The following is an 11,480-nucleotide window of genomic DNA, read 5'->3' as shown; positions in this document are numbered from 1 at the left end:
GTCGTGCGGCCCAGATCGCGGGCCAGGTCGACGGCGCGGGCCCGCACCGGCCCGTCGACGTCGTCGGTGGAGGCCAGGGAGCAGAACAGCTCGAAGCCGTCGTCGGCCCGGGGCACGAAGCTGCATGCCACCGCCGAGTCGGTGGACTCCTCCAGGGCGGGCTGGCCGCAGCCGCCCATGCGCGTCCAGGTCATGGTGGACCAGGCCACCGGCGTGGGCACCCGGTCCCAGCCGCTGCGGGCCAGGGCCACCGACAGCTCCACGTCGGGATTGCGCCCGTGCTCCAGGACCCGCAGGAGCTTGACGATGAGGTCACCGGTGGCGGCGTCCTGCTCCCCAAGAGCCTCGGCGCCCGTTTCCCCATCCGCATTCCCCTCCCCGTCGGCGGGGGCCGGCAGGATCACGGATGTGTTGGACTGCTCCCCGGTGGTCACCCGCAGCCTCGGCGCCCGCTGGGCGATGGCCAGGGCTCCGGCCTCGTCCAGGACGGTGCCCGCCTTCAGGGCGCTCAGGGCCCAGGCCCGCCAGAAGGCCGGGTGGTGGGCGCCGTCGACGAGCGCCACCTGCGTGGGTGACCCCTGAGAGCCGGTGGTCACCAGCAGGCCGTGGTTGCCGGGTGCCTCACCGGGGGTGGCGAAGGAGTCGAGCGCCTCGGCGGCCTCCAGGACCACCGGTACGTGCAGCAGCACGGCGCTCCGGGCGCGCCCACTGTGCCCGGTGTGCTCACCGTGCCCGCTGTCGCCCCGCGGTGCGGCTATGACGAGGTCGCGCACGCCCTCCTCGGGTTCCCAGGAGGCGATGATGCGCAAGGAGCCCGGCACCGGGGCGGCGTCCCCCTTGAGCGGGAACCAGCGGCGCTGAAGCATCCACGGGCCCAGGGCCGCCAGGATCTCGGTGTCGCTGGGCCAGGTCGACGGCGCCCCGGCGCTGCGCAGCGGGGGCGCGGTCGACGCCGCGTTCTGTGCTGCCTTGGCTGCGGAGATGGAATCGGTGGGCATCAGGCATCCTCTCGGTGGGGCGGTTCTGGGCGGTATGGGTAGAGGTGGTGTCGGCCGGGGGCGCGGAGGATTGGGAGTCCCCCGAGTGCTCCGTGCCCCCGGCATTCTCCACGCTCTCCGGCGTGTCCCTGTCGACCGACAGCCAGTAATAGCCGCGCGCGCCCAGCGTCAGGGTGAGGCGGCCGTGTTCGTCGATGGAGGGGAAGGGGCAGCCGCCGAACAGGTCGATGGTGCGTCGCCCGGCCAGCTCGGGAACCTCGATCGTCACCGAGCGGGGCGTGGCCGAGAGGTTGGCGACGCACAGGAGGCTCTCCCCCTCCGGCGCCGAGGGGTCGTCGCAGCGCGTGTGCGCCAGGACGGCGTCGTCGCTGGTGGGGCGCAGGAGGAAGCCTCCGCGCCCCAGCACGGGGTGGGAGCGGCGCAGGTGCAGGATCCGCCGGGTGAAGTGCAGCAGCGAGTCGGGCCGGCCCATCTCGGTGGCCACCGTCAGGTGCGCGTAGCCGGGTGCCTGGATGAGCGGCAGGGTCAGCGCACCGGGGTCGATGACGGTGGAGAAGCCCATGTTGGGGGAGTCGTCCCACTGCATGGGGGTGCGCACCGCGTCGCGGTCCTCCAGCCAGATGTTCTCGCCCATGCCGATCTCGTCGCCGTAGTAGAGGCAGGGGCTGCCCGGCAGGGACAGGAGCAGGGCGTAGGCCAGCTCGACCTCGGCGCGCGAGGCGTCCAGGAGCGGGGCCAGGCGCCGCCGGATCCCGATGTTGGCGCGCATGCGCTCCTCGGGGGCGTACCAGGCGTACATCTGGTCGCGCTCGGCGTCGGTGACCATCTCCAGGGTCAGCTCGTCGTGGTTGCGCAGGAAGGTGCCCCACTGCCCGTGGGCGGGGATGTCTGGGGTCTTCTCCAACACCCAGCGGATGGCCTCGGCCGAGCCCTGGCGCAGCGCGTAGAAGATGCGCGGCATGACCGGGAAGTGGAAGCACATGGTGCACTCGGGAGCCTCCTCGGTGCCGAAGTACTCCACGACGTCGTCGGGCCACTGGTTGGCCTCGGCGATCGTGATGGTCCCGGGGAACTCCCGATCGAGCATCTCGCGGATGCCGGCGATGATCTCGTGGGTGCCGGGCAGGTTCTCGCAGTTGGTGCCCTCAGACTCGGTCAGGTAGGGGATGGCGTCCATGCGGAAGCCGTCCACCCCGGTGCGCGCCCAGAAGCGGATGACGTCGTGGATCGCGTCGACGACCGCCGGATTGTGGAAGTTGAGGTCCGGCTGGTGGGAGAAGAAGCGGTGCCAGTAGAACTGACCGCGTTCGACGTCGTAGGCCCAGTTCGACTCCTCGGTGTCCACGAAGATGATGCGGGCGTCGTCGTAGCCGGAGTCGTCGTCGGCCCACACGTAGAAGTCCCCGTAGGGGCCCTCGGGGTCCGAGCGGGAGGCCTGGAACCAGGGATGGGCATCCGAGGTGTGGTTGACGACCATGTCGATGACGATGCGGATCCCGCGCTGATGGGCCTGGTGGACCAGCTCGCGGAAGTCCTCCATCGTTCCGTAGCGAGGATCGATGGCCGTGTAGTCGGAGATGTCGTAGCCGCCGTCGCGTATGGGCGAGGGGTAGAAGGGCGGAATCCACACGCAGTCCACGCCCAGCCACGCCAGGTAGTCCAGACGGGAGATGAGCCCGCGCAGGTCCCCGATGCCGTCGCCGTCGGAGTCGGCGAAGGAGCGCAGCAGTGCCTCGTAGAAGACGGCCGTGCGGAACCACTCCGGGTCCGCGCTGATGCCGGGGCGGGACTGAGCCGGCAGGACCGGCACCCCGGGGATCGGCGGTGCCACCGTCATCGGCATGGGGATTCCGCCGCTGGGGGTGGGGATCGCCGCCATCGGTGCCGCCACGGGGACCGTCGCTGATGTGGGCTGGCCGAAGGGGCTGGCCTGGCCGGGCTGCCCGGGCTGCATGGGTGCGACGGCCGGCGATGCGGCCGGAACCTCGCTGCCGGCGGGCATCGGGGTGGCGCTCATCGGGTCCGTGCTCACAACGGCTCCACGGAGAAGACGTGGGCGACCTGTCCGGCGAAGGGGTCAAGGCGCACGTAGTTCTGCCCGGACCACTCGTAGGTATCTCCGGTGAGCTCGTCAGTCACCCTGACCACTGGGTGCGAGGCGTCGATCCAGCCGGGCAGGCCCAGGGCTTCCAGGTTGAGGTAGACCTCGCCGGCCCGGGCCCCGTGCGGGTCGAGGTTGACCACTGTCAGGACGACGTCGTCCCTGCCCGTGGGGCTGTGGAAGGCGTCCACCCGCTTGGAGTAGGCGATGATCTGGTCATCGCTGGTGGGGTGGAAGTAGATGTCCCGCAGCTGGCGCAGGGCCGGGTGGGCGGCCCGGGCGGAGTTGAGGCGGGTGAGTAGGTCCTCGATGCCGTTGCGGCGCGCCGTGGCGAAGTCGCGCGGCTTGTACTCGTACTTCTCGTTGTCGATCTGCTCCTCGTATCCCGGGCGGGGGGTGGACTCGGCCAGCTCGTAGCCGGAGTAGATGCCCCAGGTCGGTGAGAGTGTGGCCGCCAGAACGGCGCGCAGCTTGAAGGCGGGCACCTTCCCGTTGGTCATGAAGGGCGTGAGAATGTCATGCGTGGTGGGCCAGAAGGCCGGGCGCAGCAGGTGCGCGGTCGCCTTGCTGAGCTCCATCGTGTAATCGATGAGCTCTTCCTTGGTGTTGCGCCAGGCGAAGTACGTGTAGGACTGGTGGAAGCCGATCATGCCCAGGGTGCGCATCATGGCCGGGCGGGTGAAGGCCTCGGCCAGGAACAGCACGTCCGGGGACTCGGCGTGGATCTCGGCGATGAGCCGCTGCCAGAAGGCCAGGGGCTTGGTGTGGGGGTTGTCCACCCGGAAGATCGTCACCCCGTGCGCGATCCAGGTGTGCACGACCTTCAGGATGGCCTGGTAGATGCCCTCGGGGTCGTTGTCGAAGTTGAGCGGGTAGATGTCCTGGTACTTCTTGGGCGGGTTCTCCGCGTAGGCGATGGAGCCGTCGGCCAGGACCGTGAACCACTCCGGGTGCTCGGTCACCCACGGGTGGTCCGGGGAGCACTGGAGCGCCAGGTCCAGGGCCACCTCCATACCCAGCTCGCGCGAGCGGGCCACCAGGGCGTCGAAATCCTCGAAGGTGCCCAGGTCGGGGTGGATGGCGTCGTGCCCGCCGTCGGGCGAGCCGATGCCGTAGGGGGAGCCGGGATCCCCGGGACGGGCCGTCAGGGTGTTGTTGCGGCCCTTGCGGTTGGTGGTTCCGATCGGGGAGATGGGCGTGAGGTAGAGGACGTCGAAGCCCATGGCCGCGATGCGGTCCAGGCGCTCGGCGGCGGTGCGCAGCGTCCCCGAGTACCAGGTGCCCTCCTCGCTGACCCCCGAGCCCAGCGAGCGCGGGAAGATCTCGTACCAGGCGCCGGCCAGGGCACGCTCACGGTCCACCTGGAGGGGATACTCGGCGGTGGGGGAGACGTGGTCGCGCAGCGGCAGGCGATCCAGGGTCGCCTTGACCGAGTCGGCCAGGCCGGCCGCCAGGCGGTCGCCCACGGGGTTGGAGGGGTCTCGCATGATCCACACCGCGTCGTTGAGAGCCTTGATGCCCTCCTCGTCCCGTCCTTCGACGGCCACTGCCCGGTCCAGGACCCGGGCGCCCTCCTCCAGCATGAGTTCGACGTCGATGCCGGCAGGGACCTTGATGCCGGCGTCGTGGCTCCAGGTGGCGTACGGGTCCGACCAGCCCTCGACGCGGAAGCGCCAGTCCCCGGGGGCGTCGGGAGCCAAGGAAGCCTCGTAGCGATCCAGTCCCGGGGCGATGTCGTGCATGCGGGCACTGGGGCCGTCGCTGCCGTCGGGGCGCACCAGGACCGCGGTGGCCCCGTAGCGGTCGTGCCCCTCGCGGAAGACGGTGGCGCGGATCGGAATGACCTCCCCGACGACGGCCTTGGCCGGCCAGCGCCCGTCCTCAACGACGGGGAAGACTTCGGTGACCGGGATCCGGCCAATCAGCGAGTGCTGGGCCGGCTGCGGTCTGCTCGCCACGGCCACCGTGGACACCGTCTCTGGCGCATCGGTCGGATCGGCAGCGGGCTTGGAGGGACGGGTGGAATGCTTCTTGCCGGCCTCGGGCGTCGTGTTAGGAGTCACAGGAACAAGACTACGGTGAGAAACGATTTGAGTCACATATCTGACTGTGCCACTGTGATCGGCCCGATACGCGCGTCGCGAACCGGGCCGATCGGGCAATACGGGCCGGCGTCTCAGTAGTTCATGTGCATGGCGGTGCGGACGTCGTCGAGCGTCTTCTCGGCGACCTCGTTGGCCCGGGCGTTGCCCTGTCCCAGGACCTCCAGGAGATAGTCCTCGTTGGCGGCCAGCTCGGCGCGACGGGCCCGGATGGGGGCGAAGAACTCGTTGACGGTCTCCGTGACGACCTTCTTGAGCGCGCCCGCGCCGCCGTCGCCGATGCGTTCGGCGATCTCCTCGGGCGCCCCCGCCCCGCACAGGGAGGCCAGCATCAGCAGGTTGGAGACCTCCGGGCGTCCGGTCGGGTCGTAGGTGATGACGCGTTCGGAGTCCGTCTTGGCCTTCTTGAGGAGCTTGGCGGTCTCATCGGCACTCATGCCCAGCTCGATCGTGTTGCGCCGGGATTTGCTCATCTTCTCCCCGTCCAGACCCAGCAGCATCGGTGCTTGGCTGAGCAGCGCCTCGGGGCGGCGGAAGACCGGGTGATCCTTGACGGCCCGTCCGTAGCGCTTGTCGAAGCGCTGGGCGATGAGACGGGCCTGCTCCAGGTGGGGGAGCTGGTCCTTGCCCACCGGCACGAGGTTCGCCTGGCAGAAGAGGATATCGGTGGCCTGATGGACGGGATAGGTGAGCAGCAGGCCGCTCATGGCGCGTCCGCCCGTGGCCTCCAGCTCGGACTTAACCGTGGGGTTGCGATGGAGCTCTGACTCGGTGACCAGGGACAGGAACGGCAGCATCAGCTGGTTCTGGGCCGGGACCGCCGAGTGAGCGAAGATCGTCGAGCGTTGCGGGTCCACGCCCACGGCCAGGGCGTCGGTGACCAGGGACAGGACGCGCTCGCGGATGGGGCCGACGGCGTCGCGGTCGGTGATGACCTGGTAATCGGCCACGAGGATCCAGGTGTCCACGCCCGCGTCCTGGATCGTCTTCCAGGAGTGCATGGTGCCGAAGTAGTGGCCCAGGTGCATGTTCCCGGTGGGGCGCACCCCGGTGAACATCCGGTAGCGGCCGGGGTTGACGGCGATATCGGCCTCGATCTCGGCGGAGCGTGCGATCGAGCGGGCCAGGGAGGCGTCATTGGTGGCGTTGGCCAGGGCCTCCTCGGCCGCGGTGGGGGTCTGAGTCATGGCCACATCCTAGGGGGTGTGGTCTCGGCGCCGCCGCGGCGATGACGGTCGGCTTGGGGTGGTGGGCCCTGACGTCCTGAATTCGCGTGGAGTCGCAGATAACTATGAACTATGAAGAAGGGCCGGGTTGCGGGCCGCCATGAGTGCTGATACCGGCCCAAATGGGTACTTGGCGGAGCTATTATAAGGTGTTGCCTGTTGCTGAAACTTGCTAAGCATTTCCATGTGTTTGCAATAGACGTGCGTGGACAGGAGGGCGGCAGTTGGACGCTCGGCCATGACGCCTGGGGCATGGTCAGCATTGACGTGGCTGAGTTCGTCGAGGCGGTCGTTGGTTGGCCTATTATCATTTCTGGAAATTCATCTGGCGGTATCATCGCCTTGCGGTGCGCATCCCGAGTGAACAAGTGGGTAAAAGCAGACATGTGAGCCAAGCTGAAGCACGTCATCCGGGGCAGCCAGTTGCTTTAGATCAATGGTGCATGCCGGAACTATTGAAGCTATTGTTTAACTCATTGAAGATGTATGATCCGGATTTCGGCCGCGCATTTGTAGATGAGCTAATGTATGGCGACTTCGATCACTCTGCGGCACTGTCGGCTGTGCGTTGCCCTATGTTGGTGCTACATCCCAACTGGAAACGGCTGCCAAGTTACGGTTTGGTTGGTGCTATGGGTGATGGTGACGCAAAACGGATCCAACAATTAGTGCCTCAGGCTCGGTATCGGAGAGTGCGTGCTAATCATGTAATTGACGTCTTCAGGCCGCGAGCCTTCATTCGGGAAATTGTGAATTTTGTGAAGTAAGACTCATCCTCATTGCCAGTGTTGAGCAGAACTGCATTCTGCAGGCCGTGCCGTGTGGGGAGGGTGGATCCGTACCGTTGCGCACGGAGAAGGCCGATTTCGCGCCCCGGATGATGATGCACGGGATTGCCCCGTTAGCCAGAGCGAAGCACCAGCACAATGATCCAGGAGGACTCCGAACGTACCGGCAGCCAGAGGCTCGCGTTCGTAGGGTAGCCATCGCGTTCGTGCCCGATACCCTACGAACTCGAGAGCTACCCTACGAACGCGGTGGCCTAGCCATACCTAGTTGTATGAGGCCAGGGAGGTGATGGTCGCGGTGAGGGGCTGAGCACGATAGTTCGTCCCGCTGTCGGTGACGACTCGCACGAGCTCGGTGATGCCGTGGGCGGCCAGGAAGGCCCGGGCACGGCAGAAGAAGCCGATCGTGGTAGAGGCCTTCTCATCCATCGAGGGCCTCGGCGTAGGCCAGGCGGGAGAAGCCGTCGATGGCGGTGTGCAGGTAGGTGTAGCCGGCCCGGGCGCTCCTGTTCCGCCTGGAGGCCTTCGCCTCACCCATCCTGACAGCCCAAACCCCGCTGCCCCCACCCACGACTACAACCTCATGACTCACAACACCTAGCGCTTGCCGACCGTACCAACCTGTTCGGTCTGGCTGCCCGCCTTGAGGGTCTCCAGCAACTCACCGGAGAAGTAGACCCGTAGGGACAGGGCCTCGAGCATCGTCGTGTCCCCGGGGCGGTCCTGGTGGCAGTCCGTGAGGCCCTCGGAATGCTGAGCACCGCTGCCGGCGCTCGCGGCCCCGCCGGATTTCTCAGTCTTCGGCGAGGCGCCTGCCCCCGAGTCCCCCGCGCGGCGGCTGACGCGACGCGTCTGGGAGAAGGGTGCCGTGTGGGGCTGGGGGACCGCCCAGGTCGAGTCCCAGGCCAGGTGCCAGTCGGTGCCGCGCCCCCCGGGCAGGACGACGTCGACCTGGTCCAGGGCGCCGTTGATGACCACGAGCATGTCGTCGTCGTTCCAGGGGCGCCCCGAGCGCAGCATCTGGACGACGCGCGTGTGCGGATCGTGCCAGGACTCCCCGTCCATCGGGGCGGCGTCGCCCCGGTACCAGGCCAGGTCCGGGATCGCGTCACCCTCGAGGACCTGACCGGTGGCGAAGCGCGAGGGGCGCACCACCGGATGGGTCTGGCGCAGGTGGATGAGGAATCGGGTCGTGGCGACCAGGTCGCGCTGCCAGACCTCGAGGTTCCAGTCGACCCAGGAGAACACCGAGTCCTGGCAGTAGCAGTTGTTGTTGCCCTGCTGGGTACGGCCCATCTCGTCGCCGCCCAGCAGCATGGGCGTCCCGGCGCTCAGAAGCATGGTGGCCAGCAGATTGCGTATGGAGCGGCGCCGCAGCACCTCGATCGGGCCGCCGTTGATGCCCTCGACGACGTCGCCCTCGAAACCGTGGTTCCAGGAGCGGTTGTTGGAAGTGCCGTCCCGGTTGTCCTCCTTGTTGGCCAGGTTGTGCTTGTGGTCGTAGACCACCAGGTCGCGCAGGGTGAAGCCGTCGTGGGCCGCCACGAAGTTGACCGACCCCAGGGGGCCGCGCCCGCCGGGGAACTCCCCGTGGCTGAACAGGTCCGCGCTGCCCGACAGGCGCGTGGCCAGGTCGCGCAGGTCCGATCCCAGGCGCCCCTTGGAGATCTCCGAGGCGTCGTGCAGCCAGAAGGAGCGGGTGGTGTCGCGGAAGTGGTCGTTCCAGTCCTGGAAGGGCTCCGGGAACTGGCCGGTGCGCCAGCCGCCGGGACCCACGTCCCATGGCTCGCTGATGAGCTTGACGATGCTGAGCACCGGATCCGTGGCGATCGCCGTGAGTAGAGGGTGGCGCGGCGAGAACTCCGCGGCGTGGCGGCCCAGCGTGGTGGCTAGGTCGAAGCGGAAGCCGTCCACGCCGACCTCGGTGACCCAGTAGCGCAGCGAGTCCAGAACCATCCGGATCGCCCCGGTGGCCCGGAAGTCCACCGTGTTGCCCGTGCCGGTGACGTCCATGTACTGCGCCGGCAGGTAGGGGGCGTGCAGGTAGTAGTCCAGGTTGTCCAGGCCGCGCAGGCTCAAGGAGGGGCCGTCGACCCCGCCCTCGCAGGTGTGGTTGTAGACGACGTCGAGCACGACTTCCAGGCCCGCCTCGTGGAGCATGGAGACCATGCCGCGCACCTCGTCCAGGACGGCCTGCGGGCCGGCCGCGCGCGCCGCGGCCGTGGCGTAGGAAGGCTCCGGCGCGAAATAGCTCAGCGTCGAGTAGCCCCAGTAGTTGGTCAGGCCCCGCTTGGTCAGGAATGGCTCGGTCACCGAGGCGTGGATCGGCAACAGCTCGATCGTGGTGACCCCCAGGCTCTTGAGGTGCTCGACTGTCACCGAGTGGGCCAGGCCCGCGTAGGTGCCGCGCAGCTCCTCGGGCACGCCGGGCAGCTTGTAGGTCAGGCCCTTGACATGGGCCTCGTAGATGATGGTGCGCTCGCGGGGCACGCGCGGGCCCGGAACGACCGGGAAGGTGTTGCCGGTGACGACGCCGACGGCGGTGCGGCCGGCCGAGTCCAGGTGAGAGGGACGCCATGGCTCGGCCGCGGGGACCAGGTCGTCGGTGACCTCGTGGGCGTAGACGGCCGGTCCCAGATCGACCTGGCCGTCCAATGCGCGGGCGTAGGGATCCAGCAACAGCTTGCGGGGGTTGTAGAGCAGACCCTCGTGCGGGTTCCAGGGCCCGTGGGCGCGGTATCCGTAGCGCTGACCGGCGCAGATGCCGGGCACGTGGGCGCTCCAGATGCCGCGCAGGGGGCCGTGCATCCCGATCCGGGTCTCCTCCGCGATCGTGCCGTCGGTTCCCATGGTCAGGAGGCACAGGTCCATGGCTGTGGCGTGCGGGGCGTGGACCGCGAAGTCCGCGCCGTCGCCGCTGAGAGTGACGCCCAGGCCGTGGTCGGGAGCTGATGGCAGCTCGGCGCGCGGTGCTGGAGCGGGCTCTGGCGTCGAAGGCATAGGTACATTGTCCTGGCGGCCGCTGATTGCGACCACTTGAGGGGCAGTGAGGTCTCACTCGTGCGAGTGCGCCGCGTCGCGTTTACCAGTCGTACAGACATCACATCGTCACCATGCGGGCGCGACCGGGACGGCACGATCAATACTCTGACGCCGTGTCAGGGTGACTCAGCGCTCAGTGGCGAGATGCCGCTGTTATGGCAACCTTGAGCACATGAGAATCGTGGTCTGCATCAAACACGTTCCCGACGTGCAGTCCGAGCGGCGCCTTCAGGACGGCCGGCTCGTGCGAGGCGAGGAGGACGTTCTCAACGAGCTCGATGAGAACGCCGTCGAGGCCGCCGTCTGTCTGGCCGAGGAGACCGACGGTGAGGTCATCGCCCTGACCATGGGACCCGAGGACTCCGAGGACGGGGTGCGCCGCGCCCTCCAGATGGGCGCCGATTCCGGGATCGTCGTCGCCGACGACGCCCTGGCCGGCGCCGACGTCGTGACCACTGCCCGGGTCCTGGCCGCCACCATTGAGCGCATCGGCGAGGTGGACCTGATCGTCACCGGCATGGCCTCCCTGGACTCCTTGACCTCGATGCTGCCGGGCGCGCTGGCGGCCGCCCTGCACCTGCCGGCCCTGACGCTGGCCAACCGGTTCGAGGTCGACGGCGGGACCGTGACCGCCACCCGCACCGTGGGAACCGTCCGCGAGGTCGTCAGCGCCCCGCTGCCCGCCGTCGTCAGCGTCACCGATCAGGCCAACGAGCCCCGCTACCCCAACTTCGCCGCCATGCGCGCCGCGAAGAAGAAGCCCATCGACTTCTGGGACGCCTCCGAGCTCGGCCTTGAGGTCGCCGACCCGGCCGTAAAAGTCGTCGATGACGAGGCCCGGCCCGCACGCGAGTCCGGAATTATCCGCACCGACGCCGGCGAGGCGGGCCGCGAGCTCGCCGCCTGGCTCGTGGAGAACAAGCTCGTCTGACGGTGAGCCGCAGCGCCAGCCCGTGCCCTTCAGCAGGGGTACCGGAGCCCGCCGCGTTGTCCCACCCGCCTCATACCACCCGCGAAAGAAGCTGATTCCCATGCTCGATGCCCCCATCCTCGTGCTCGTCGACCTCGAGACCACCGAGACGGAGCCCGCCCCCACCGGCCCCAGCCTGGAGCTGCTCACCGCCGCTCGGGGCCTGACCAGCGGCGACGTCGTCGCCCTGACCCTCCGGCCCCTGGACGATGCGGCCTCCGCGGTCCTGGCCGGCGCCGGAGCCACCCGCCTG

6 protein-coding genes and 4 pseudogenes are annotated in these 11,480 nt (G+C 68.5%); 4 read left to right on the top strand and 6 right to left on the bottom strand.

All coding sequences use genetic code 11. From position 1 onward, the window contains the following. From HMPREF0975_RS01770 to trpS, 4 genes and pseudogenes are all read right to left on the bottom strand, one after another. A pseudogene (locus HMPREF0975_RS01770) lies at positions 1 to 998 on the bottom strand (1,4-alpha-glucan branching protein); the annotation flags it as partial. 85 nt (positions 999 to 1,083) lie between these two features. Next, positions 1,084 to 3,015, bottom strand: a pseudogene (treS, locus tag HMPREF0975_RS01765) (maltose alpha-D-glucosyltransferase); the annotation flags it as partial. 11 nt (positions 3,016 to 3,026) lie between these two features. After that, on the bottom strand, positions 3,027 to 5,162 hold the full coding sequence (locus HMPREF0975_RS01760; protein WP_009232387.1) for an alpha-1,4-glucan--maltose-1-phosphate maltosyltransferase: 2,136 nt from the start codon (positions 5,160 to 5,162) through the stop codon (positions 3,027 to 3,029). 113 nt (positions 5,163 to 5,275) lie between these two features. Next, on the bottom strand, positions 5,276 to 6,388 hold the full coding sequence (gene trpS / locus HMPREF0975_RS01755; protein ID WP_009232386.1) for a tryptophan--tRNA ligase: 1,113 nt from the start codon (positions 6,386 to 6,388) through the stop codon (positions 5,276 to 5,278). Positions 6,389 to 6,586: 198 nt separating this feature from the next. Between trpS and HMPREF0975_RS15365 the strand changes: the two genes are divergently transcribed. Together HMPREF0975_RS15365 and HMPREF0975_RS15985 are read left to right on the top strand one after the other, a co-directional pair. After that, the gene (locus tag HMPREF0975_RS15365; RefSeq protein ID WP_198009127.1) at positions 6,587 to 6,817 is read left to right on the top strand and encodes an alpha/beta fold hydrolase; all 231 of its coding nucleotides are present in this window, start codon (positions 6,587 to 6,589) and stop codon (positions 6,815 to 6,817) included. After that, positions 6,814 to 7,194: an alpha/beta fold hydrolase gene (locus tag HMPREF0975_RS15985; RefSeq protein WP_198009126.1), complete on the top strand. Its 381-nt coding sequence runs from the start codon at positions 6,814 to 6,816 to the stop codon at positions 7,192 to 7,194. Before HMPREF0975_RS15365 ends, HMPREF0975_RS15985 begins: the two co-directional genes overlap by 4 nt. Positions 7,195 to 7,488: 294 nt before the next feature. Here the strand turns inward: HMPREF0975_RS15985 and HMPREF0975_RS16525 are convergent. Both HMPREF0975_RS16525 and glgX read right to left on the bottom strand, forming a co-directional pair. After that, a pseudogene (locus tag HMPREF0975_RS16525) lies at positions 7,489 to 7,777 on the bottom strand (IS481 family transposase); the annotation flags it as partial. A gap of 35 nt (positions 7,778 to 7,812) precedes the next feature. Beyond that, a complete protein-coding gene (glgX, locus tag HMPREF0975_RS01750) occupies positions 7,813 to 10,215 on the bottom strand; it encodes a glycogen debranching protein GlgX (protein ID WP_009232383.1) in 2,403 nt (800 codons plus the stop codon). 214 nt (positions 10,216 to 10,429) lie between these two features. On the opposite strand from glgX, the gene HMPREF0975_RS01745 reads away from it, so the two are divergent. Then, complete coding sequence (locus tag HMPREF0975_RS01745; protein ID WP_009232382.1) at positions 10,430 to 11,188, top strand: electron transfer flavoprotein subunit beta/FixA family protein; 759 nt, start codon at positions 10,430 to 10,432, stop codon at positions 11,186 to 11,188. Positions 11,189 to 11,288: 100 nt separating this feature from the next. Further along, positions 11,289 to 11,480, top strand: a pseudogene (locus HMPREF0975_RS15975) (electron transfer flavoprotein subunit alpha/FixB family protein); the annotation flags it as partial.

The sequence above is a fragment of the Actinomyces sp. oral taxon 849 str. F0330 genome, from assembly GCF_000239715.1.
Taxonomy (GTDB): domain Bacteria; phylum Actinomycetota; class Actinomycetes; order Actinomycetales; family Actinomycetaceae; genus Actinomyces; species Actinomyces johnsonii.
Note: the sequence above shows the minus strand (reverse complement) of the source record. Positions and strands in the feature narration are given on the sequence as shown.